Annotated in this window: 23 protein-coding genes and 5 tRNA genes; 14 read left to right on the top strand and 14 right to left on the bottom strand. The window is 66.7% G+C overall.

The features are described 5' to 3' along the window. Positions 1–75 precede the first annotated feature (75 nt). Positions 76–639, bottom strand: coding sequence for a transcription elongation factor GreB (greB, locus tag ACV22V_RS21855; RefSeq protein WP_059690793.1), 564 nt, complete (start codon positions 637–639; stop codon positions 76–78). A gap of 130 nt (positions 640–769) precedes the next feature. Between greB and ACV22V_RS21850 the strand changes: the two genes are divergently transcribed. The 3 genes from ACV22V_RS21850 (at position 770) to ACV22V_RS21840 (ending at position 1,128) form a co-directional block, all read left to right on the top strand. After that, a tRNA-Arg gene (locus ACV22V_RS21850) sits at positions 770–846 on the top strand. A gap of 67 nt (positions 847–913) precedes the next feature. After that, a tRNA-Arg gene (locus tag ACV22V_RS21845) sits at positions 914–990 on the top strand. Positions 991–1,051: 61 nt separating this feature from the next. Continuing rightward, a tRNA-Arg gene (locus tag ACV22V_RS21840) sits at positions 1,052–1,128 on the top strand. 179 nt (positions 1,129–1,307) lie between these two features. On the opposite strand, the gene ACV22V_RS21835 is transcribed toward ACV22V_RS21840, so the two are convergent. The 4 genes from ACV22V_RS21835 to ACV22V_RS21820 form a co-directional block, all read right to left on the bottom strand. Continuing rightward, positions 1,308–3,674 (bottom strand): RelA/SpoT family protein, encoded by a 2,367-nt coding sequence (locus ACV22V_RS21835; RefSeq protein WP_059530123.1) that lies wholly within the window; start codon positions 3,672–3,674, stop codon positions 1,308–1,310. A 63-nt stretch (positions 3,675–3,737) separates the two neighbouring features. Further along, positions 3,738–3,941, bottom strand: a complete 204-nt coding sequence (gene rpoZ / locus ACV22V_RS21830) for a DNA-directed RNA polymerase subunit omega (protein ID WP_006025620.1) — start codon at positions 3,939–3,941, stop codon at positions 3,738–3,740. Between the two features lie 58 nt (positions 3,942–3,999). Then, positions 4,000–4,683 carry a guanylate kinase gene (gene gmk / locus ACV22V_RS21825; protein ID WP_059530126.1) on the bottom strand — a complete coding sequence of 228 codons (684 nt, stop codon included), beginning with the start codon at positions 4,681–4,683 and terminating at the stop codon, positions 4,000–4,002. Positions 4,684–4,689: 6 nt separating this feature from the next. Beyond that, positions 4,690–5,613 (bottom strand): YicC/YloC family endoribonuclease, encoded by a 924-nt coding sequence (locus ACV22V_RS21820; protein ID WP_059467048.1) that lies wholly within the window; start codon positions 5,611–5,613, stop codon positions 4,690–4,692. A gap of 175 nt (positions 5,614–5,788) precedes the next feature. Here ACV22V_RS21820 and rph point away from each other — a divergent pair, with 175 nt between their 5' ends. From rph to ACV22V_RS21775, 9 genes are all read left to right on the top strand, one after another. Further along, positions 5,789–6,529: a ribonuclease PH gene (gene rph / locus ACV22V_RS21815; RefSeq protein ID WP_059530129.1), complete on the top strand. Its 741-nt coding sequence runs from the start codon at positions 5,789–5,791 to the stop codon at positions 6,527–6,529. Next, entirely contained in the window at positions 6,522–7,151 is a 630-nt protein-coding gene (gene rdgB / locus ACV22V_RS21810) for an RdgB/HAM1 family non-canonical purine NTP pyrophosphatase (protein ID WP_059530132.1), read from the top strand. The genes rph and rdgB overlap by 8 nt, the downstream gene beginning before the upstream one ends. 34 nt (positions 7,152–7,185) lie before the next feature. Next, positions 7,186–8,400 carry a radical SAM family heme chaperone HemW gene (gene hemW, locus ACV22V_RS21805; RefSeq protein WP_448015536.1) on the top strand — a complete coding sequence of 405 codons (1,215 nt, stop codon included), beginning with the start codon at positions 7,186–7,188 and terminating at the stop codon, positions 8,398–8,400. A 42-nt stretch (positions 8,401–8,442) separates the two neighbouring features. Next, positions 8,443–8,530 (top strand) — tRNA-Ser (locus ACV22V_RS21800). Between the two features lie 151 nt (positions 8,531–8,681). Next, complete coding sequence (locus ACV22V_RS21795) at positions 8,682–9,083, top strand: hypothetical protein (RefSeq protein WP_059507119.1); 402 nt, start codon at positions 8,682–8,684, stop codon at positions 9,081–9,083. 157 nt (positions 9,084–9,240) lie between these two features. Beyond that, entirely contained in the window at positions 9,241–9,534 is a 294-nt protein-coding gene (locus tag ACV22V_RS21790; protein ID WP_175907476.1) for a hypothetical protein, read from the top strand. A 227-nt stretch (positions 9,535–9,761) separates the two neighbouring features. Further along, on the top strand, positions 9,762–10,253 hold the full coding sequence (locus ACV22V_RS21785) for a TonB family protein (protein ID WP_059530142.1): 492 nt from the start codon (positions 9,762–9,764) through the stop codon (positions 10,251–10,253). 301 nt (positions 10,254–10,554) lie between these two features. Further along, complete coding sequence (locus ACV22V_RS21780) at positions 10,555–11,865, top strand: MFS transporter (RefSeq protein WP_059680776.1); 1,311 nt, start codon at positions 10,555–10,557, stop codon at positions 11,863–11,865. A 98-nt stretch (positions 11,866–11,963) separates the two neighbouring features. After that, positions 11,964–12,143 (top strand): hypothetical protein, encoded by a 180-nt coding sequence (locus ACV22V_RS21775; RefSeq protein ID WP_059530148.1) that lies wholly within the window; start codon positions 11,964–11,966, stop codon positions 12,141–12,143. A gap of 57 nt (positions 12,144–12,200) precedes the next feature. On the opposite strand, the gene waaC is transcribed toward ACV22V_RS21775, so the two are convergent. Then, positions 12,201–13,199 (bottom strand): lipopolysaccharide heptosyltransferase I, encoded by a 999-nt coding sequence (gene waaC / locus ACV22V_RS21770; RefSeq protein WP_448015535.1) that lies wholly within the window; start codon positions 13,197–13,199, stop codon positions 12,201–12,203. Between the two features lie 175 nt (positions 13,200–13,374). On the opposite strand from waaC, the gene ACV22V_RS21765 reads away from it, so the two are divergent. Then, positions 13,375–14,916, top strand: a complete 1,542-nt coding sequence (locus ACV22V_RS21765) for a chloride channel protein (protein ID WP_448015534.1) — start codon at positions 13,375–13,377, stop codon at positions 14,914–14,916. Between the two features lie 116 nt (positions 14,917–15,032). Here the strand turns inward: ACV22V_RS21765 and ACV22V_RS21760 are convergent, their stop codons facing one another. The 5 genes from ACV22V_RS21760 to ACV22V_RS21740 form a co-directional block, all read right to left on the bottom strand. After that, the gene (locus tag ACV22V_RS21760; protein WP_059690788.1) at positions 15,033–15,434 is read right to left on the bottom strand and encodes a YXWGXW repeat-containing protein; all 402 of its coding nucleotides are present in this window, start codon (positions 15,432–15,434) and stop codon (positions 15,033–15,035) included. Between the two features lie 157 nt (positions 15,435–15,591). After that, positions 15,592–15,846, bottom strand: a complete 255-nt coding sequence (minE, locus tag ACV22V_RS21755; RefSeq protein WP_006486661.1) for a cell division topological specificity factor MinE — start codon at positions 15,844–15,846, stop codon at positions 15,592–15,594. A 12-nt stretch (positions 15,847–15,858) separates the two neighbouring features. Next, a complete protein-coding gene (gene minD, locus ACV22V_RS21750; protein ID WP_044849298.1) occupies positions 15,859–16,674 on the bottom strand; it encodes a septum site-determining protein MinD in 816 nt (271 codons plus the stop codon). Between the two features lie 59 nt (positions 16,675–16,733). Then, entirely contained in the window at positions 16,734–17,501 is a 768-nt protein-coding gene (gene minC, locus ACV22V_RS21745) for a septum site-determining protein MinC (RefSeq protein WP_448015533.1), read from the bottom strand. Positions 17,502–17,667: 166 nt separating this feature from the next. Beyond that, positions 17,668–18,321: a GNAT family N-acetyltransferase gene (locus ACV22V_RS21740; protein WP_236873226.1), complete on the bottom strand. Its 654-nt coding sequence runs from the start codon at positions 18,319–18,321 to the stop codon at positions 17,668–17,670. Positions 18,322–18,859: 538 nt separating this feature from the next. Here ACV22V_RS21740 and ACV22V_RS21735 point away from each other — a divergent pair. Beyond that, on the top strand, positions 18,860–20,020 hold the full coding sequence (locus ACV22V_RS21735) for an alkane 1-monooxygenase (RefSeq protein ID WP_448015532.1): 1,161 nt from the start codon (positions 18,860–18,862) through the stop codon (positions 20,018–20,020). Between the two features lie 33 nt (positions 20,021–20,053). Here ACV22V_RS21735 and ACV22V_RS21730 read toward each other — a convergent pair whose 3' ends face one another. The 3 genes from ACV22V_RS21730 to ACV22V_RS21720 all read right to left on the bottom strand — a co-directional run bounded on the left by ACV22V_RS21730 (position 20,054) and on the right by ACV22V_RS21720 (position 22,966). Continuing rightward, the gene (locus ACV22V_RS21730) at positions 20,054–21,589 is read right to left on the bottom strand and encodes a methyl-accepting chemotaxis protein (RefSeq protein WP_448015531.1); all 1,536 of its coding nucleotides are present in this window, start codon (positions 21,587–21,589) and stop codon (positions 20,054–20,056) included. A 203-nt stretch (positions 21,590–21,792) separates the two neighbouring features. Next, complete coding sequence (locus tag ACV22V_RS21725) at positions 21,793–22,740, bottom strand: phosphatase PAP2 family protein (protein ID WP_448015530.1); 948 nt, start codon at positions 22,738–22,740, stop codon at positions 21,793–21,795. 135 nt (positions 22,741–22,875) lie between these two features. Beyond that, a tRNA-Ser gene (locus tag ACV22V_RS21720) sits at positions 22,876–22,966 on the bottom strand. Positions 22,967–23,028: the final 62 nt, after the last annotated feature.

Genomic DNA, 23,028 nt, shown 5'->3' with positions numbered 1-23,028 from the left:
AGCGTCATGACGAGCGCCCCATCCCGGGGCGCTCGTCGTTTCGGCGCGGCACTGCGCGGATGCACCATTCGCTGCTCACGCGCCGCCCGGTGCCGGATAGCGAACGTCGAGCACGTCGATCGGCTGGGGACCGGCCGGCGTCATCAGCGTGACGGTGTCGCCGATCTTCGCCTTGATGAGGGCCCGCGCGACCGGCGAGATCCAGCTGACACAACCGCGATCGAGATCGACCTCGTCGATCCCGACGATCGTGACGGTGTGATCCTCGCCGTCCGGCGTCGCGTAATCGACGGTCGCGCCGAAGAACACCTGGTCGACATTCTCCTGCCGGCTCGCGTCGACGACTTCGGCGAGATCGAGCCGCTTCGTGAGGAAGCGGATCCGGCGGTCGATCTCGCGCAACCGCCGCTTGCCGTAGATGTAGTCGCCGTTCTCCGACCGATCGCCGTTCGACGCCGCCCACGACACCAACCGCACGACCTCGGGACGCTCGACGTCGATCAGGTTCAGGAGTTCGTCCCGGAGCCGCTTGTGGCCGGCCGGGGTAATGTAGTTCTTCGTGCCCGCCGGAATCGCGGGTTGACTCGGGTCGAGATCGTCGTCGTCGCCGTCCGACTCTTTGACAAACGCCTTGTTCATGATGCAGATTCAACACATGGATGACTGATGCATCAAGGGTACACGAACGCGGCCGCCCAAGATCGGGTGACATTTTTTGCGAATAAGGCTTCCCTTTTTATACAACCCTGCTATACTTCCGCTTCTGCGTGCGGCTGTAGCTCAGTTGGATAGAGTACTTGGCTACGAACCAAGGGGTCGTGGGTTCGAATCCTGCCAGCCGCGCCACCTTTTTCGAGGGCCTTCCAAACCGAAGGCCCTTTCAGTTCGATGTTGTAGCGTTTTGTTTTTGCGTGCGGCTGTAGCTCAGTTGGATAGAGTACTTGGCTACGAACCAAGGGGTCGTGGGTTCGAATCCTGCCAGCCGCGCCACCTTTTTGGGGGCCTTCCCATCGCAGAAGGTTCCGACAGTTGAAGCAGTACCGTTTTGCGTGCGGCTGTAGCTCAGTTGGATAGAGTACTTGGCTACGAACCAAGGGGTCGTGGGTTCGAATCCTGCCAGCCGCGCCACCTCAGAAGGGCCTTCCTCCGGGAAGGCCCTTTTTTCTTTTCCGCTCCCTCTTCTCTTCGGCCATCGCCCGCTCGGCTCGAGTCGGGTTGCCGCTGCGCGACACCGCCCGACCCGCTGCACAAACGAAAACGGCGGCCCGTGGCCGCCGTCGTATCCCGCCGCAAACCCACGCGCGGCGTCAGTAATCCTGCCGCTCGCGCTCGATGCGCATGCCGCCGTCGTGACGCGCATGCACGCTGTCGTCGGTCGAGCGCTCGCGCATGATCCGCATCACGTCCGGATTGGTCCGCACGCGCCGCATCACGTTCGCGAGATGCACGCGATCGCTGACCTGGATCACGAACCGCAGCACCGTCGATTCGTGCGTCAGATCCTCGTCCATCGCGATGTGCACGATGTTCGCGTCGGCCGACGTGATGTCCGCCGCGACGCGCGCGAAGATGCCCTTCGTGTTCTTCACGAGCGCCTTCACCGCGACGTCGAACAGACGACCCGGCTGCGGCGCCCACTCGACGTCGATCCAGCGGCCTGGATCGCGACGATGGATGCGCTGCGCGACCCGACAATCGGTCGTATGAATCGCCATCCCGAGGCCGATGCCGATATAGCCCATGATCGCATCGCCCGGAATCGGCCGGCAGCACGCCGACAGTTGCACGGACATCCCTTCGGTGCCGGTAATCACGACCGGCGGCGCATTGTGTGCGGGATGCCGCTCGGACTTCGGCAGATCGTCGTCCGCATCGCGGCCGCTCATCAGCACCTCGATGCGCTTGGCCATCACCGCGGCGACGCGGCGGCCGAGGCCGATGTCCGCGAAGATTTCCTGGCGGCTCTTGTTGCCCGTCCACTGGACGAGCTTCTCCCACACCTCGGGCGCGACATCGGCGAGCGCGAGCCCGTAACCCTTCAGACTCTGGTCGACGAGCCGCTCGCCCAGCTGCACCGACTCGTTCAGGCGCATCGTCTTCAGGTAGTGACGAATCGCCGAGCGTGCCTTGCCGGTGCGCACGAAGCCGAGCCACGCCGGGTTCGGCTTCGAATACGGCGCGGTGATCACCTCGACGATGTCGCCGCTCTTCAGCTCGGTACGCAACGGCAGCAACTCGTTGTTGATCTTCACGGCCACGCACTGGTTGCCGAGATCGCTGTGAATCGAATACGCGAAATCGAGCGCCGTCGCGCCGCGCGGCAACGCCATGATCTTCGACTTCGGCGTGAACACGTAGACCGCATCCGGGAACAGGTCGATCTTCACGTGCTCGAGGAATTCGCTCGAATCTCCGGCTTCGCTCTGGATGTCGAGCAGCGACTTCAGCCACTGATGCGCGCGCTTCTGCACGTCGTTCAGATCCGCGCCGCCGTTCTTGTACAGCCAGTGCGCGGCCACGCCCGCCTCGGCGATCTCGTGCATCTTGCGCGTGCGCACCTGGAACTCGATCGGCGCGCCGAACGGGCCGACGAGCGTCGTGTGCAGCGACTGATAGCCGTTGATCTTCGGGATCGCGATGTAGTCCTTGAACTTGCCGGGCACGGGCTTGTACAGCGCGTGCAACGCACCGATGCACGTGTAGCAGTCGAGCGGATTCTCGACGACGACGCGAAAGCCGTATACGTCGAGCACCTGCGAGAACGACAGCTGCTTGTCGCGCATCTTGCGATAGATGCTGTAGATCGTCTTTTCGCGGCCGGTGATCTCGGCGTCGAGCTTCGCGTCGCCCATCGCGCGCTGCGCGGCCTCGAGGATCTTGCTGATCACTTCGCGGCGGTTGCCGCGCGCGGCCTTCACGGCCTTCTCGAGCGTCGCGTAACGATGCGGGTTGAAGTTCGCGAAGCTCATGTCCTGCAGCTCGCGATACGTGTTGTTCAACCCGAGGCGGTGCGCGATCGGCGCGTAGATGTCGAGCGTCTCGCGTGCGACGCGGCGGCGCTTTTCCATCGGCACCGCGCCGAGCGTGCGCATGTTGTGCAGACGGTCGGCGAGCTTGACGAGGATGACCCGCACGTCGCGCGCCATCGCGAGCAGCATCTTGCGGAAGTTTTCCGCCTGCGCTTCCTCGCGGCTGCGGAACTCCATCTTGTCGAGCTTCGACAGGCCGTCGACCAGTTCGGCGACCTTCGGGCCGAACCGTTCGGCCAGCTCGCTCTTGGTCACGCCCTGGTCTTCCATCACGTCGTGCAGGAGCGCGGCCATCACGGCTTGCGCGTCGAGCTTCCAGCCGGCGCAGATCTCCGCGACGGCGACGGGATGGGTGATATAGGGTTCGCCGCTCTGGCGATATTGACCGAGGTGGGCTTCGTCGCTGAAGTGGAACGCCGCCTTGACCTCTTTGATTTCTTCCGGAGGGAGATACTCGGCAAGCGCGGTCGTCAGTTTCGCGATCGAAACGACGCCGTGCTTGCGCGGCTGCTCCGGCGTGGCGGTCGGCCCGAACAGATGCCGGAAGGACTGTTCGAGGACCGCGTCGATGTACTGGCGCGCAGGCGACTGGGCCGTGGCTTCGGTGGTCGAATCCGCGGAGGCGGACGATGGGGTGGTGCTCATATTCGCCTCCAGGTCGAGTCGTTGCGCGCGTGGACTACATGGCTGGAACGGGCCGGATGCGCGTTACACCGGCACCTTCTTCAGCATCTCGACGCCGACCTGGCCGGCGGCGATCTCGCGCAGCGCGACGACGGTCGGCTTGTCGCGGCTCTCGATCTTCGGCGTATGGCCTTGCGCGAGCTGCCGCGCGCGGTAAGTGGCGGCGAGCGCCAGTTCGAAGCGGTTGGGGATTTGCTTCAGGCAGTCTTCGACGGTAATGCGAGCCATGTTGGTAATTCCTTCTGAATATAGTCCCTATTCTACCTTATGTCCCTCTACCCCCGCGTCATTCCGCGTGGGGCAAATGGATGCCGAGCTCGATGAACAGCTCGGCATGTCGCGCGTACTGCGAAGCAAAGCGCAGGCGCGTCGCCGCGACGATGCATTCGAGCTCGGCCAGTGCACGATCGAAATTCTCGTTGATCACGACGTATTCCGCTTCGGACGCGTGCGCCATCTCGCTGCCCGCCGCGAGCAGGCGTCGCGTGATCACGTTCGGTTCGTCCTGGCCGCGCTTCTTCAGACGTTCCTCGAGCGCGTCGAGCGACGGCGGCAGAATGAAGATGCCGACCGCGTTGCGGAACTGCTTCTTCACCTGCTGCGCGCCCTGCCAGTCGATCTCGAGCAGCACGTCGTGGCCGTTCATCATCTGCTCTTCGATCCAGACGCGCGACGTACCGTAATAGTTGCCGTGCACCTCCGCGCTTTCGAGGAATTCGTGCGCGGCGTGGCGCGTGCGGAAATCCTCGACGGTCGTGAAGTGGTAGTGCTGGCCGTCCTGCTCGCCCGGGCGCGGCTTGCGCGTCGTGTACGAAATCGACAGGCAGATGTCGCTGTCCTTCGACAGCAGCGCGTTCACGAGCGTCGACTTGCCGGCGCCCGACGGCGCGATGACCATGAACAGGTTGCCGGGATAGACGCCGCCGTGCAGCGCATGCGATGCGTGGCCGTCGTGAGTGGGATGGGTCATGTTGCGTTACTCCAGGTTTTGCACTTGCTCACGCATCTGCTCGATCAACAGCTTGAGCGCCATCGATGCGTCGGCCAGTTCCTTTGCCGCCGCCTTCGAGCCGAGCGTGTTTGCTTCTCGATTCAGTTCCTGCATCATGAAGTCGAGACGCTTGCCGACGCGGCCGCCCTTCTCGATCACGTGACGCGTTTCGTTCAGGTGCGCGGTGAGTCGCGACAGTTCTTCCGCGATGTCGATCCGGATGCCGTACATCGTCACTTCCTGACGAATGCGTTCCGCGGCTTCCTCGCGCGTGACGATCGGCGCGCTGCCTTCGGGCGCCGCGAGGCCGAGCGCTTCCTGCAGCCGCTCGACGATCTTCTGCTGATGCTTCGCGATCAGCTCCGGCACGAGCGGCGTGATGCGCGCGACGATCGCTTCCATTTCGGTGACGTTCGACAGCAGCATCGTCGCCAGCTGCGCGCCTTCGCGCGAACGCACGACGACGAGCTCGCCGATCGCCTCCTTGCCGCACGCGAGCACCGCGTCGCGGATCGCTTCCGCCGACACGCCGCTCTCGGCGAGCACGCCCGGCCAGCGCAGGATCTCGCCCGCGCGCAGGCGGCCGACGCCCGGGAACGAATCGAGCACCGAGCGCTCGAGCTCGGCAAGCTGGCCGAGGGCCGTCTGGTTCAGCGCGCCGGCGCCGATGCTCTGCTCGCCGCGCTGCAGGTTGATGCGCACGTCGACCTTGCCGCGCGACAGCTTGTTCATCAGCATTTCGCGCAGCGCGGGCTCGCACGCGCGCACGTCGTCCGGCATGCGGAAATTCAGGTCGAGGAAGCGCGAGTTCACGGTGCGCAGTTCGACCGACACGCTGGTGCCGCCGTTGCCGGTAGCCGTCGCGAGTTCGCGCGTCGCGCTCGCATAGCCCGTCATGCTGTAGATCATGGTTCGTCTCGCCGTCTGGGTGCCCTTCTCGGGCGGGAATATGTCGAGGCGCCCGGCGCATTGCAAGGCGCGGGGCGGGAAGCGCGCATTATCCCATTTTTGCGCCCCACCCCGCCGGGCAAGGCTGCCGTTCGGCGCTAAAATCGGGGTTTCCTCTTCCGTCCACGATTCCCCCATGACGTCTTCCCTGTCCCGCCCGAGCGGCCGCCGCGCCGACGAACTGCGCAAGGTCGCCCTCACGCGCCATTACACGAAACACGCCGAAGGCTCGGTACTCGTCGAATTCGGCGATACCAAGGTGATCTGCACCGCGAGCGTCGCCGAACGCGTGCCCGAATTCCTGCGCGATCGCGGCCAGGGCTGGCTGACGGCGGAATACGGGATGCTGCCGCGCGCGACGCACACGCGCAGCGACCGTGAAGCCGCGCGTGGCAAGCAGACGGGCCGCACGCAGGAAATTCAGCGCCTGATCGGCCGCGCGCTGCGCGCGGTGTTCGATCTCGAAGCGCTCGGCCCGCGCACGATCCACATCGACTGCGACGTGATCCAGGCCGACGGCGGCACGCGCACGGCCAGCATCACCGGCGCCTTCGTCGCCGCGCACGACGCCGTGTCGAAGCTGATCGCGGCCGGCAAGCTCGCGCGCTCGCCGATCACCGACCACGTCGCCGCGATCTCGGTCGGCGTGTACGAAGGCGCGCCCGTGCTCGATCTCGACTACGCGGAAGATTCGCGCTGCGACACCGACATGAACGTCGTGATGACGGGCGCCGGCGGCTTCGTCGAAGTCCAGGGCACCGCCGAAGGCGTGCCGTTCTCGCGCGCAGAGATGAACGCGCTGCTCGACCTCGCGCAAAGCGGGATCGGCCAGCTCGTGCAGCTGCAGAAGGACGTGCTGGGCGCCGGCCATGTCTGACGATCGCACCCTCGCGCCGCTGTCGCGCATCGTGCTCGCGTCGAACAACGCCGGCAAGCTGCGCGAGTTCACCGCGCTGTTCTCGACGGTCGGCATCGAGATCGTGCCGCAGGGCGATCTGGCCGTGCCGGAGGCGGAAGAGCCGTTCGGCACGTTCATCGAGAACGCGCTGACGAAGGCGCGCCACGCATCGCGGCTCACCGGCCTGCCGGCGATCGCCGACGATTCCGGCCTGTGCGTGCGCGCGCTGCGCGGCGCGCCGGGCGTCTATTCGGCGCGCTACGCGCAGCGCGCGGGCGGCGACAAGGGCGACGCGGCGAACAATGCGTACCTCGTCGAGCAGCTGCGCGGCGTCGCCGACCGGCGCGCATACTATTGCTGCGTGCTCGCGCTGGTGCGCCACGCGGACGATCCCGAGCCGCTGTTCGCCGAAGGTCGCTGGGCGGGCGAGATCGTCGACACGCCGCGCGGCGAGCACGGATTCGGCTACGACCCGTATTTCCACCTGCCGTCGCTCGGCGCGACGGCGGCCGAACTCGAGCCGGCCGTGAAGAACACGCACAGCCATCGCGCGCTCGCGCTGAAGGCACTGCTCGCGCGGCTCGCGGAGGAACCGGCATGATCGTCTTCGTCACGCATTCGCAACCGGAGGCCGCATGAGCCAGGCGGCGGAAACCGGCGCGCGCGTCGTCGCGGCCTTCACGTCGCCCGGGCAGGTACGGCTCACGTCGCTGCCGCCGCTCGCGCTGTACGTGCATTTTCCGTGGTGTGTGCGCAAGTGCCCGTACTGCGATTTCAACTCGCACGAGTGGAAGGGCGAGCGGTTTCCGGAAACCGAGTACCTCGACGCGCTGCGCGCCGATCTCGAACAGGCGCTGCCGCTCGTCTGGGGCCGGCAGGTGCATACGGTGTTCATCGGCGGCGGCACGCCGAGCCTGCTGTCCGCGGCCGGTCTCGACCGGCTGCTGTCCGACGTGCGCGCGCTGCTGCCGCTCGATGCCGACGCCGAGATCACGCTCGAGGCAAACCCGGGCACGTTCGAGGCCGCGAAGTTCGCGCAGTTCCGCGCGAGCGGCGTGAACCGACTGTCGGTCGGCATCCAGAGCTTCAACGAAGGCCATCTGAAGGCGCTCGGCCGCATTCACGACACCGCGCAGGCGCGCGCGGCCGTCGAGATCGCCGCGAAGACGTTCGACAACTTCAACCTCGACCTGATGTTCGCGCTGCCGAACCAGACGCTCGACGAATGCCGGGCCGACATCGAGACCGCGCTGTCGTTCGCGCCGCCGCATCTGTCGCTGTATCACCTGACGCTCGAACCGAACACGCTGTTCGCGAAGTTTCCGCCCGCGGTGCCCGACGACGACGCGTCGGCCGACATGCAGGAATGGATCCACGCGCGCACGGCAGAGGCCGGTTACGACCGCTACGAAGTGTCCGCTTACGCGAAGCCGAATCATCAGTGCAAGCACAACCTGAACTACTGGCGCTTCGGCGACTATCTCGGGATCGGCGCGGGCGCGCACACGAAGCTGTCGTTCCCGAACCGGATCCTGCGGCAGGCGCGCTACAAGCATCCGGCCACCTTCATCGAACAGGCGATGGCCGGCACGCCGGTTCAGGAGGAACGTGAAGTCGGTGCGCGCGACCTGCCGTTCGAGTTCATGCTGAACACGCTGCGGCTCGTCGAGGGCTTCCCCGTGCACAGCTTCGTCGAACGCACGGGCTTGCCGATCGGCACGATCGAGCCGGCACTCAAGGATGCGGAGCAGCGCGGACTGATCACGCGCGATTTTGCGCAGATCGCGCCGACGCCGCTTGGCCAACGGTTCCTCAACGACTTGCAGGAATTGTTCCTGCGCGACGATTGAGGCTGAACGAGGCGGCATTTCGGTTACAATGCCGCCTCGTGTGGAAGCGTGGCCGAGCGGTTTAAGGCACCGGTCTTGAAAACCGGCGACGGGAAACTGTCCGTGAGTTCGAATCTCACCGCTTCCGCCAGGAAGTTCGCCAAACCCCGTCCATTCATCGAATGACGGGGTTTTTGTTTGTCCGCCGCGCGCCACGCACGGTGCCCGCACAACGGGCCGACGCATCTCGCGCGATGCCGTTACAATCCGGCGCTCCGATTCGCGAAACGGGAAACCACGTCATGAAGCCCTTCATCGCCTCGTCGCTCGTCGCCCTGCTGGCTGCCGTCGGCACGCACGCCGCGGCCGCCGATTCCGCCTCCGGCACGGACGCGCAAACGCCATCGTGCGCGATCGCGTACGTGAAGGGCGTCGGCGGCTCGCCGCGCAGCCTGCGCGAATATCTCGCGAGCCCAACGCCATACAACTACCTGAAGGAAAACGAGATCCAGTGCAAGGTGTCGGACGATGGGCGCGCATCGAACTGCACCGGCGTGACCTATATCCGCAATGAACAGGTCAGCGTGTACGACGATTCCGACCCGGCGACGCTGACGGTCGTCGCGCCGGTGGAACTCGAGCACGGCGAGAAGTATCCCGTGATCCTCGTGGTGCAGCGCAAGGACGCGCGCTGCACGCGGTAACGCGCGACACGGCACGCCCGCCGTGGCAGCCGACGACGCGCGCGCGCCTCACGAGCCGGGCCGCCATCGCCTAGAATTCGATCAGCACGGCGACACGACCGCCGCCGCGACTCGATGCCGCCCGCGCCATCCGTGCGTGCGGCCCACGGAGACCGCCATGACCGAACTGTCGACAGCGACGGATCACGTCGATTACGAAGGCTTCGAGATCCATGTGGTGCCGGGCCTCGCTCCCGGCAGCGACACGCGTTACACCTACACCGGCTATGTCTGCCATCCCGGCGTGAATCCCGCGCTGCCCGATCATGCGGTGCCCTTCCACGCCGACGGCGAGGAAAGCTTCGCGAGCGTCGACGAAGCGGTTCAGGAAGCCGTGCACATCGGCAAGAGCATCATCGACGGCACGCATCCGGACCTGTCCGTTCTGTCGCTCGTCACGCACGGCTACTGAGCGGGCCGGTCGGGGCACGCCCACCGCCCCACGGCGCGCGATACGCGAGCACATATCGCGCCCGCGCCGTCACATGTCACGTCACATCGCGACGCATGCCGGTCGGCCCGCCGACGCCATCCTCCGCGAATCGCCAGGTCGCGCTTCGCCCACTATGCGTTTCTCCCGATAACAGGTCGCGCCGGGACGCCTATCATTTTTTTATAGTCACCCTCCGGCACTCCGCCATGTCCCCTCTTCCCCTCTCATGCGCCAGCCGGCTGCGTATTGCCGCGCTGGTCGCCGCCTCGTTGCTTGCCGCGTGCACGATCACGCCGCCGCCGTCGCTGCACTCGGTGCTGACGATCCCGTCCGTCATCCGCAGCGCGAATCGCGACCAATATCGCGTGGAAGTCGCGCGCTGCGTGACCGAGCACAATCCGTCCGGCGTCTCGCACGGGACGCCGCAGGCGATGCTGCGCTCGCTCGTCGTCGTCGCGTACACCGTCGATGGCAGCGGCCGCCTCGTCAACGCGTCCGTCTATCGCAGCAACGGCGACAGCGAAGCGGAAGGGCTCGCGCTCGCGTCGCTGCGCCGCTCGGCACCGCTGCCGCCACCGCCGTCGAAACTGCTGGACGGCAATGGCCGGCTCGAGATGATGGAAGGCTGGCTGTTCAACGACGACGGCCATTTCCAGCTGCAAAGCACTGCATCCGCACAGGCGCAATCGATCGACTGAGCCCGCGCCCGCCCGCGATTGCCGCTATGTCGCGGCGCTGGCTATAATTTTCCGCAATCGCGCGGCCACCCTCCCGCGCGCGCGTTCGCGCGCCGCACCCGGCATGCGAGCCGACCATGCCGGCACAGGGCGGCGGCGGCCTATCCGTCTCCATCGTCGACCGGCGGGTGGCGTCCGCGCCACGACGCGCGTCCACGCCGCTACCGCATCATCCGCCCGGCTGCGCTCTCCCGGCAGGCGTCCACCTGCCCGCCCGAGCGCACGCTCAGTCGAATGCCCCAACGACAAAACGGAGACATCCATGTCCGCATCTCCTCCGGCCGTTGCACACGCAACCGGTTCGGCCGGCGCCGTCAGCCACCGGCGCATCGTGTTCGCGAGCTTCATCGGCACCGCGATCGAGTTCTACGACTTCTACGTGTACGCGACCGCCGCGGCGCTCGTCATCGGCCCCGTGTTCTTTCCCCACGGCTCCGCGACCGCGCAGGCGCTATCCGCATTCGTCACGTTCGGCATCGCGTTCATCGCGCGGCCGATCGGCTCGTTCCTGTTCGGCCACTTCGGCGACCGCATCGGCCGCAAGTCGACGCTCGTCGCGTCGTTGCTCGTGATGGGCGTGTCCACTACCGCGATCGGCTTCGTGCCCGGCTACGACACGATCGGCACGCTCGCGCCGGTGCTGCTGTGCGTGCTGCGCTTCGGCCAGGGCATCGGCCTCGGCGGCGAATGGGGCGGCGCGGCGCTGCTCGCGACCGAGCACGCGCCGCAAGGCAAGCGCGGCTGGTTCGGGATGTTCCCGCAACTGGGCCCGTCGGTGGGCTTCCTGATGTCGAACGGGCTGTTCTTCGCGCTCGCGCTGTCGCTGTCCGACGAGCAATTCCGCAGCTGGGGCTGGCGCATCCCGTTCCTCGTCAGTGCGGTGCTCGTCGCGCTCGGCCTGTACGTACGGCTGAAGATCACCGAGACGCCGGCGTTCCAGGCCGCGCTCGATCGCAACGAACGCGTGCGCGTGCCGGTCGCGACGCTCGTCTCGCAACACTGGCAGCCCACGTTGCTCGGCGCGCTCGCGATGGTGGTCTGCTACACGCTGTTCTACATCTCGACCGTGTTTTCACTGTCGTACGGCGTGTCGACGCTGCATATTCCGCGCCAGAGCTTTCTCGGCCTGCTGTGCTTCGCTGTCGTGTTCATGGGGCTCGCGACGCCGCTGTCGGCATGGGCGTCGGATCGCTTCGGCCGCAAGCCGGTGCTGGCCGTCGGCGCGATCGCCGCACTGCTGTCCGGCTTCGCGATGGAGCCGCTGCTCGGCAGCGGCTCGATGCCGCTCGTCGCGCTTTTCCTGACGCTCGAGCTGTTCCTGATGGGCGTGACGTTCGCGCCGATGGGCGCGCTGCTGCCCGAGTTGTTCCCGACCAACGTCCGCTATACGGGCGCGGGCGTCGCGTACAACCTCGGCGGGATCCTCGGCGCGTCGATCGCGCCGTACATCGCGCAGCTGCTCGCCGCGCGCGGCGGCCTGTCGTGGGTCGGCGGCTACGTGTCGGTCGCGGCGGCGATCAGCCTGATCGGCGTGCTGCTGATGCGCGAAACCCGCGACGCATCGCTCGTTTGAGCCTCCGGGGCGCCCCGGGTTGTTCGGCGGGCGGCGCTGCCTATACTCGATCCGGGGGCGCCGTCGTGCACCCCCGGATCCCCGAAGGAGCCGCCGCGATGAACATCCACCTCAACAACGCCGACCTCGTGCTGATCCTGGCGCTCGCGCTGGGTGGCGCCCTGCTGCTCGCGGCACGCTTCCGGCCGAAAACCTGGCGCGGCCTCCTGTTCGAGGCGTTGCTCGCCAACCTGGCCGCCGTCGCCGCGGTGATCACGGTCGAAGCGCTGCTCGCCTGAACCGATCGGCTCCGTTTCCCCGGGGCCTGTTCACACCGAAAGCCGGGCCTGTGCAGGCTAGGCCGTCAGCCGCTCGCGCTGCGCGTCGTAGGCCGGCCCGACTGCATCGATTGCATCGAGTGCCTGCGCCACCGACGGCGGCACGCCGGGCTCGCCGATCGACAGTGCATTCGGTGCGCCGCCGATGCCGCAATGGTGGCGCGAGGTCGCGACGAAAATCATCACGGTCGGCCGCTGCAGCGCGTGCGCCATGTGCACGAACCCGGTATCGACCCCCACCACGAGCGCAGCCCGGCCGATGGCCGCGCCCAGTTCGCGCACCGACATCGCGGGCAGCACGATCGCGCCCGGCGCGCGGGCGGCAATGTCCTGCGCATCGTCGTGCTCGGCGGCCGATCCCCACGGCAACAGCACGCGCACGCCGCGCGCCATCATCCGGATGGCCAGCGCGGCCCAGTCGTCGGCCGGCCATTTCTTGTCGGGATTGGACGTCGCGTGGAACAGCAGCATGAACGGCGCGCCGTCGGTCACGGCGAGCGGCAGGTTCGCATCCTGCGGCGGGACGATCCCGTACGTGGCGATGCCTTCGGGGACATAGCCCAGCGCCTCGCCGGCGCTCACGCGCATTCCGTGCCACGCGTCGCAGTCCGGCCGCGGGCCGAAGCGATGCGAGTACGCGAAACGGGCACCCGTCTCGCCGAGATCCTGGGTCTGATAGCCGACACGGCGTGCGGCGCGCGCGAGTGCCGAGATGATCGCGCTCTTGTAGACGCCGTGCAGGTCGATGACGGCGTCGTAGCGGTGCGCACGCAGTGCGCCGATCGACGCGGAGATCGCCTTCAGGTCGCCGCCGTTGCGCAGCTTCTTGAACCGCCGCAGCGGCGCGCAGAGCACCTCGCTCACGCCCGGATGCCAGCGCACGACCTCCGCGCACGATTCGTCCACGGCCCAATCGACCGTCACGCCCGGGAAGGCGCGATGGAGGTCCGCGACGACGGGCAGCGTCTGGACGACGTCGCCGAGCGACGTCACTTTCACGATGAGGATGCGTTTCACGTTCGTTATGAGGAATGGCTGGCCATTGCGCCATGCTAACGACGCTTGCGGTGCGCAGACATTACGCCTGCATTACATTTGCAACAAAATGCGACGTTCTTGTGAATATTTGTCGAGCCCCGGCCGCATCGGGTTCTTTTTATAATGCGTTCTTTGCTCTTCCGGCCCGCTGCCGATGCAACGCCCTCCCTTTCCCGCGCTGTTTCCTGCTCTCACCCGCCGGTCGCTGCGGATCTGGCGCCAGTATGGCGTGTTCTGGCTCGGCGCGATCGCCGTCGGCCTCGCGGCGGTGCTGTACGCGCGACTGATCGACTGGGGCTACGACACATTCCGCACGATGCGCGACCACGCCGCATGGCTGCCGCTGCTGCTGACGCCGTCGATCGCCGCGGTGTCGGCATGGCTCACGCGCCGCTTCTTCCGCGGTGCCGAGGGCAGCGGGATCCCGCAGGTCATCGCGACACTGCACGCGAGCCCGAGCGCATTCGGTGCGCGGCTGCTGACGCTGCGCATCCTGTTCGGCAAGGTCCTGATCTCGTTCCTGGGGATCCTCGGCGGCTTCACGATCGGCCGCGAAGGCCCGACCGTGCAGGTCGGCGCGGCGCTGATGTTCAACCTGCGGCGCTTCTACCCGCGCTCGAACGCGCAGATCGAACGGCAGCTCGTGCTCGCCGGCGCAGCGGCCGGCCTGTCGGCCGCGTTCAACACACCGCTCGCCGGGATCGTGTTCGCGATCGAGGAGCTGACTCGCAGCTTCTCCGCCCGCGCAAGCGGCGTGCTGATCACCGCGATCATCCTCGCCGGTGTCGTCGCATTGGGCTTGAACGGCAATTACACGTACTTCGGCACGATCGACGCCGGCCAGCATTTTCCGAAGATGCTTGCCGTCGCCGTGCTCGTCACCGCGATCGTGACGGGCATCGCGGGCGGCCTTTTCAGCTGGCTGCTGCTCAATACGGGCCGCTGGCTGCCCGCGCGCCTGCTCGGCCTGTATCACGAGCGCCCGATCGCGTTCGCGGCGCTGTGCGGCTTCGTGATCGCGGTCGTCGGCCTCGTGTCGGGCGGGACGACGTTCGGCAGCGGCTATGCCGAGGCGCGCGGCCTGCTCGACGGCCATGAACGGCTGTCGGTGCTTTATCCGTTCCTGAAGATGGTGTCGATGGTCGCGTCGTACCTGCCGGGCATCCCGGGCGGGATCTTCGCGCCTTCGCTGTCGATCGGCGCCGGGTTCGGCAACCTGCTGCACATCGTGTTCGGCGACATGAGCCTGCCGATGTTGATCGCGCTCGCGATGGTCGGCTACCTCGCGGCGGTCACGCAGTCGCCGATCACGTCGTTCGTGATCGTGATGGAGATGATCAACGGTCACGCGCTCGTGATTTCGCTGATGGCGACCGCGCTGGTATCGAGCCGCATGGCGCGCTTCTTCGCACCGCCGCTCTACGAAACACTCGCCGAACGCTATCTCGCGCCGCCCGCGGCCACCGCCGCCCCCGCCGCGGCACCGGCGGCTGCGGCCGGTGTCGTCGAGCCGCAGGATGCAGCCGCCGCGCCCGCCGATCCGCTCGACACGCTGCGCGAGCACGACGTTGGCGAGCCGGAGGCCCCGGTGGCCGGCAACGTCGCCACGCACACGACGGCGACGCCGCACGAACCCGACCCGTCAGCATCCGGTGCGAGCGGCCCGGCGCGGACGGGCCCGCGTGACCCTCAGTAGATCACCACCGGCGCCGGCCGATAGTAGACGGGACGGGCCGGCACGACGATACAGCCGGCGAGCGTGATCGCGACGAGCGCGATGGCAATGGCGGTTCGTTTCATCGCATGCCTCCGTCAGGCCCAGTGGCCGCGGTTCCAGAACCAGTTCGGGCCACGCTGATCCCAGTGGCCCGGCACCCAGTGCATGCCGATGCGCTCGGCTTCCCAGTGACCGCCGATCCAGACGTAGCGACCGTGATCCCAACGCCAGTGCCCGCGCTCCCACACATAGCCGACGCGCGCGTCGGGCACGACCTCGTAGCGCACGGGCGGCGGCGCGTTCGGCGCGACGACGACGATTTCCTCGACGGGCGCCGTCACCGGTTCGGCGACGACCATCCGGCCCGACTGCACCATCACCGGCGCACCGACGAGAATTTCGTCCGCGCGTGCGGCAAGCGGCGCGGCGATGGCTGACAGGCCCGCGGCGAACAGCGCGAGCGAAACGATACGACGTCGAACGGTAGAGACAGCCATTACAACCTCCTGATTAACAAATGACGCGAGCGTATTCGTTCAATGCGGGAGGTCGATCGGCGGCCGACAGGCGCCGTGTTACGGCGAGCCCGAAAGTGCAACAGGGCGTAAGACGCGCACGACGGCATGCGCCGCCGTGCGGGGGGACAGGCAAGCGTCAGGCTTGCGGGATCTCGATCTTCACTTCGAGGACTTCGAGATCGTCCTGGCGCTCGAGGCTCACGCGGATGTCATCGTTCGAAATATGGACGTACTTCGAGATGACCGCGACCAGCTCCTTCTGCAGCGCCGGCAGGTAATCGGCCGGCGGGCGGCCGCCGACCCGCTCGTGCGCGATGATGAGCTGCAGGCGCTCCTTCGCGACCGATGCGGACTTCTTCTTCTCGCCGAGGAGAAACGAAAGGATGGACATGGGCGGCCTCCGTTACTTGCTGCCGAAGAGGCGCTGCAGCAGGCCCGGCTTCTGGTAATCGGTGAAGCGCAGCGGCTTGTCCTCGCCGAGGAAACGAGCGACGACGTCCTTGTACGCTTCCGCAACGTCGGTGCCGTCGATATGCACCGCCGGCAGACCCTGGTTCGATGCGTGCAGCACGGCTTCCGATTCCGGCACCACGCCGATCAGCTTGATGCGCAGGATCTCGCTGATGTCCTCGAGCGACAGCATTTCGCCTTCGCTCACGCGCTTCGGGCTGTAGCGCGTGATCAGCAGGTGTTCCTTGATCGGATCCTTGCCTTCGGCCGCGCGCTTCGTCTTCGACGACAGGATGCCGAGAATGCGGTCCGAGTCGCGCACCGACGACACTTCCGGGTTCGTGACGATCAGCGCTTCGTCCGCGAAGTACATCGCGTGCAGCGCGCCCGCCTCGATGCCGGCCGGCGAATCGCAGACGATGTATTCGAAGTCCATCGCGACCAGGTCGTTCAGCACCTTCTCGACGCCGTCACGCGTGAGCGCATCCTTGTCGCGCGTCTGCGACGCCGGCAGGATGAACAGGTTCTCGCACTTCTTGTCCTTGATCAGCGCCTGGTTCAGGTTCGCTTCGCCCTGGATCACGTTGACCAGGTCATACACCACGCGACGCTCGCAGCCCATGATGAGATCGAGGTTGCGCAGGCCGACGTCGAAGTCGATCACGGCCGTCTTGTGGCCGCGCAGCGCGAGGCCGGACGCGAAGCTCGCGCTGGTCGTCGTCTTGCCCACGCCGCCCTTGCCCGAAGTCACCACGATGATTTTTGCCATTTACCCAATACCCTGTGTTCGTCAATGAGAGCCGATCGATCCGGAGCGTGCCGCGTGAATCACGTCAGGCGCAGCGGTTCGATCATCAGTTTTTCCTCTTCGAGCCTGATCTGCACCGATTTGCCCAGTATGTCGGCGGGCAACGGGTTCTCGGTCGTTCGATAGATACCCGCGATCGAAATCAGTTCCGGCTCCAGACACGTGCAGAAAATGCGCGCGTCGTGATTGCCGTGCACGCCCGCGAGTGCGCGGCCGCGCAACGGCGCGTAGATGTGGATGTTGCCTTCCGCGATGATCTCGGCGCCGTGACTGACCGGCGCAAGCACCACGAGGTCTCCTTTCGCGTAAATCTGCTGCCCCGAACGCAGCGGCCGATCGATCACCAGCGTCTGGCCGCCCGCCGCAACCGGCGTCGGCGCGGGTTCCGGCGCCGGTTCGGCTGCCGCGGCAGCGGCCGAGGCCGCGACGGGCGCCGGCTCCGCTTCCTCGGCCGGCTTCGCCGTCGACACGCGGCGGTCGCGCGCCTCGAGCAACGGCAGGCCGGCTTCCGCCGCCCAGCCCTGCGTGGCGAGCGCGACGACGCCCACCGGGCGCATCCGCACATCGTTCAGCATCTGGCGGATGTCGGCAAGCGCGACGCGTTCGCCGTCCGCGAGGCGGCGGACGTCGATCGCGACGACATCATCGGCAAAAAACTCGGGAGTCGCTTCGAAGCGCTTGACCAGTTCGGTACGCAACGCATCGAGATCGGTCGTCTTCACGGTGAACAGCAACGTATCGACCGATCCGCTGCGCAGCTCGAAGAATGGCGATTTTTTAAGCGACATGGACACTCTGCAAAAAATTTTTGCGTATTTTACAGGCGTCCACGCGCGCGGCCATTATTTTTGGGGAACCGGGTGGCGACGGTCGCGGCGAACGCGCAACCGGCAGGCGGGCAATCGGACGGGCGGCCGGGTATTCATCGCACCGTGCGGCCCGCGCATTCATGCGTCAGGGCGTGTTGACGTGCGACACGAACAACGACTTCATCGCGCCGGGCATCCGCGCGATCGGCGCATGCTCGCCCGTGTTGCCGAAACCCGCGCGTTCGTAGAAACGGATCGCGTTGCGGTTCGCATCGGCGATCCATGCGTAGACGTCCTGCGCACCGCGTTCGGCCAGCCACGCAGTGGCCGTTTCGAGCAACAGCACGCCGCCGCGCAGGTGGCGAACCGCGTGCGCGACCCACAGCTCGCTGACGAACGCGCGCCGCTCGGGCGTATTGTCGAAATACGCGCCGATCATGCCGGCCGGATGGCCTTCGGTATACAGCAGGAAAGTCGTCGACTCGTCGGACGCGGCACGCAGCGCGGCGACGGCCGCCGCCGCGTCGGAATCGACGTTCAGCAATTCGGCCTCCGGCGCTTCCCCGGGCGCGTAGGGCTCGCGCAGCGATGCGGCGCGGAGTTCGCGATACACGCGGCCTTGGTCGGCAGCGATACGACGAACGGTCAAGGTCGAACTCATGCAGGCACAGCCCCCTTCGGACAGCAAGCTATTAGCTTCAACCGAAAGCGGGGCATGAGTCAAATCGTAATTTTCAAATGGCAGCGCCGATCGAAAGGCAATCGATGTCGCGCACACGCCGGTGTGCAGGTGCAGCATCGATGCGTCGACGTGCGGCGACGCATACGGCCCGCACTGCGAGACCGGAGGCGTCGCCTCGCTCGCCTTGTCATGCATGGCGCTCATGCGGCGAGGGTCCTGCATTTCGTCGTCGAGGCCGTAATGGTTCGTTACATATGTATCCAGACGAACCGCGCCGCCGGGCGCCTTCGCGCCGCGCCTGCTGCGCCGCAACATTCGTTGCGAACTTCGCCGCCGAATGCACGCGTGCGTCGCGCCGAGCATTCATCTGACAAGAACGCAGGCCGCGCAAGGGAATCGGCCCGCGCCCGCCTGTTTCAATCACCCCATGCCGGCCCTTCCCGACCGATGTCATGGACGGTCCGCCGTTTGGAGTCGCACGCCTAACGCGAGGGTTTGGAAAGCGTGCGCGACGGTCGTATAAATGGCACAACCGGACCAACGATCCGTGCCGCGCGTCGTGCCGCGGATCCGCGACGATTCGAACGACGACGAACGCGTCACCCGGCCGCCGCGCCCGCACACGCGGGAGCCGGCCAAAACAAGGAGGGAGACAATGGCAATGACCGACGCATCGGCCTCGGGCTGGTCGGATGGCAAACGTTATCTATGGCTGCTCGGCGCGGTGACGATCACGCTGCCGATCCTCTCGGCCCAGCTCGCACTGTCGACGGGCCTTCACGTGTTCTGGTGGTTCGGCCCGCTGTTCGCGTTCGGCGTGATCCCGGTCCTCGATACGCTGATCGGCGACGATCGCGACAATCCGCCCGAAGCCGCCGTCCCGCACCTCGAACGCGAGCGCTACTACCGCTACATCGTCTATCTCGCGACGCTGGTCGAATACATCGCGTTCTTCATGTGCGTGTGGATCGTCGGCACGCATGCGCTCGCGTGGTACGACTACGTCGGCTTCGCGCTGTCGCTCGGCGCCGCGACGGGCATCTCGATCAACACCGCGCACGAACTCGGGCACAAGACCAGCCGCTTCGAGCGCTGGCTCGCGAAAGTCACGCTCGCGCCGGTCGCGTACGGGCATTTCTTCGTCGAGCACAATCGCGGCCATCACGTGCGCGTCGCGACGGCCGAGGATCCGGCGAGCGCGCGCTACGGCGAATCGTTCTGGGCATTCCTGCCGCGCACCGTGACCGGCAGCATCCGCTCGGCCTGGCGGCTCGAGACGGCGCGCCTCGAGCGCCTCGGGCATTCGCCGTGGACCTGGCGCAACGAGGTGCTGCATGCGTGGGCGATGACCGTCGTCGTGTGGGGCATCGCGATCGCGATGGCCGGCAAGATCGTGATTCCGTTCCTCGTGATCCAGGCCGTGTACGGTGCGTCGCTGCTCGAAGTCGTCAACTACGTCGAACACTACGGGCTCGGCCGCCGCAAGCTGCCGAGCGGCCGCTACGAACGCTGCACGCCGCAGCATTCGTGGAACAGCAATCACGTCGTCACCAACCTGTTCCTGTATCAGTTGCAGCGGCACGCCGACCATCACGCGAACCCGACGCGCTCGTACCAGGCGCTGCGCCACTTCGACGACTCGCCGCAACTGCCGGCCGGCTACGCGACGATGATCCTGTTCGCGTATGTGCCGCCGCTCTGGTATCGCGTAATGAATCCGCGTGTCGTCGCGCATTACGGCCGCGACATGGCGCAGTCCAACATCAAGCCGTCGATCCGCGCGCGCGTGCTCGCGCAGTATTCGGCCGCGGCGTGATGCTCGACGGTGTGGTCGCGATCTGCGATATCGTCACGCGGCCTGCGGCAGCCTGAACACGGCGACCGCGTGCCGCAGCGCGCTCGCCTGCTCGGCCAGCGCCTGCGTCGCGGCCGACGCCTGTTCGACCAGCGCCGCGTTGCGCTGCGTCGCCTCGTCCATCTGCGTGACCGCGACGTTCACCTGCTGGATCCCGCCGCTCTGCTCCTGCGATGCGGACGAAATCTCGCCGACGATCGACGTGACCCGCTGCACCGCGCCGACGATCTCGTGGATCGATTCGCCCGCGCGCGCGATCAGCACGGCGCCCTCGTCGACCCGCCGCGTCGATTGCTCGATCAGCGCCTTGATCTCCTTCGCGGCGGCCGCGCTGCGCTGCGCGAGCGTGCGCACCTCCGACGCGACGACCGCGAAGCCACGCCCCTGCTCCCCCGCGCGCGCTGCCTCGACGGCCGCGTTCAGCGCGAGGATGTTGGTCTGGAACGCGATGCCGTCGATGACCGCGATGATCTCGCCGACCTTCGCCGCGCTGGCGGCGATCCCGCCCATCGTGTCGACGGCGTCGGTCATCACGCCGCCGCCCGCGGACGCGATGTCCGACGCGTCGCGCGCCAGCTGCGCCGCGTGCTGCGCGTGCTCGGCCGACTGACGCACGATACCCGTCAGCTCGGTCATGCTGGCGGCGGTTTCCTCGAGCGACGCAGCCTGCGCCTCGGTGCGCGACGACAGGTCATGATTGCCCGCCGCGATCTGCGCGCTCGCGGTCGCGACGGCTTCGGCATGCGTCCGTACCTCGAGCACGACGCCCGACAGGCTTGCCTGCATCGTCCGCAACGCCCGCAGCAGATCGGCGATTTCGTCACGACCTGCCGCGTCGACATCGCGCGTCAGGTCGCCGCCCGCTACCGCCTGCGCACAGGCCACGGCGCGATCGAGCGGCCGCAGGATCGCGCGGCTGAACAGGAACGCACCGATCATCGCGATGCCGAGCACGATCAGCATCAGCACGACGCTCGCCGCGGTGGCGTGGCTCGCATCGCGGCTCGCTTGCGCCGACACGGCGGCGCTCTCGTCGGCAATCGCCTTCGCCGCGCGCTCGAGCAGCGCGGCGGGTGCACGGTCGACGCCCGCGACGGCCGCATCTCCGGCCGTCGGCTCGAAGCCAGCGGCCTTGAATGCGTCGAACCCGCGCCGATAGCCGTCACCCATCGCGGCATGCGCGCGCAAGAACTGCTCGACGAGCGTACGGCTCTCGCCGGGCGGCAACTGGCTCACGAGCTGCGCGGCGAGCGTATCGACCGTGCGCTCGCGCGTCTGGAATGCCTGCCAGTACTTGTCGAGCTTGTCGGGCTGCTTGCCGCGCAGCAGCGTGTCCTTCCATTCCTGGACCTGCAGCTTGAACTGCACGAGCGTCGCCGACACGAGCCGCTCGTCGGCGACCCGGGTCTGCACGTCGTTCGCGAACGTATCGATCGAGCGATTGAGGATGCGGATGCCGTACAGGGCGCCGCAGAACATCAGCAGCAGCGCGATGGCGAATGCGAGGGGAATCTTGTAGCTCAGCTTCATGGGACCTTATCGACGGGAAACGGCGACGACGCAAAAGGCGCGTGCCGTCGCCCATTGTTAACGGCGCGCGAAACCAAGGCTGAAGCAGGACATCGGCAGCGGGATTCCGCCGGAGCTGCCGCGAGGAGGACGGCGATTCGGCGACGGCGAGGAACCGGGCCCGCCGGCACGCAAGGGGAGATTGCGACTCTGGCGTCGCGCGATCAGGTCGGGCTTGCCGCGTGCGGTCCGGCCGCCTCGATCGCGCGTCGACCGCCCATCCAGCGACGTACCGCGGCGATCGACAGCGCGCCGCACACGATCCCGGCGATCACGTCGGCGAGATAGTGGCCGCCCTGCGTCGGCGTCGACGCGATCATCACCGCATTCAGCACGATCGCAGCCGGAAACACGTAGCGGACATGCCGCACCGCATACGCGAACAGCAGCGCCAGCATCACGTGAAACGACGGCAACGACACGAGCCCCTGCGCGTCGGCCAGATTCAGTTGACGGAGCTGCCCGCTGCGCAACAGGCCGTAGTGCGTCACCGTCGATGCGGTGCCCGGGTCGGTGATGCCGAAATGGACGAATGCGCTGGCGGCGGGGAACGGCGTGGAGACGAGCACGACCACGATCACCGCGAACATGAACTGCGCGACGAACTCGGCGAGATCGTCGACGCGACGGACCGCCGCGAGGATGAACGGCACCGCAAACAGTTGCGGCATGCCGCTGCGATACGCGAGGTCGAGCACACGGTGCAGGCCGGCTTGCGCCGTCACCCTTCGGTACAGGTCCGGCCAATGGAAACCGAGCATCGCATCGAAGCGAACGAGATGGCTTTCGATCGACGGCGGGGCGATCGCCACGCAAAGATAATCGAGCACGGCGACGGCCGCGCCGAGCGTTGCGAGCAGCGCCACGCTCAGTAGCGCGAATGCGAATTCGCGACAGCGCAGCGTTCGCGCGATGTCGCGATAGCGGCGCACGCGAGACAGCACGGCAAGGAACGCGCTTGCAGCAAAGCCGAGCGCGACGTGCCGCGCGAACTCGACGACGCTGCCAGGATTCACGACCCAATCCGCGTGCATGACACACATGCCGGCGGCAAGCGCCGTCAGCAATACCGCGCCGGTCAGCATCCCCCAGATTCGCGTGCTCGCACTCATCGTGGCTTTTTGTCGTTCGTGTGACGGGCCCCAACGCCTGGGCGCTATCGTACACCGCCATCGACGCAGCGTTCACTCACGCGCGACCCAAACGAAAAACCCCGTGATCCTTCCGGATCACGGGGCTTCGTATTTTGGCGGAGAGGGTGGGATTCGAACCCACGGTACGGGGAAACCGTACGCCTGATTTCGAGTCAGGTACATTCGACCACTCTGCCACCTCTCCTTCCTTGCTGCTTCATTTCCCGGTTGGTCGTGTCCGGGAAAGAAAAGATTATAGAACGATCT

It is taken from the genome of Burkholderia sp. AW33-5, assembly GCF_053427615.1.
Note: the sequence above shows the minus strand (reverse complement) of the source record. Positions and strands in the feature narration are given on the sequence as shown.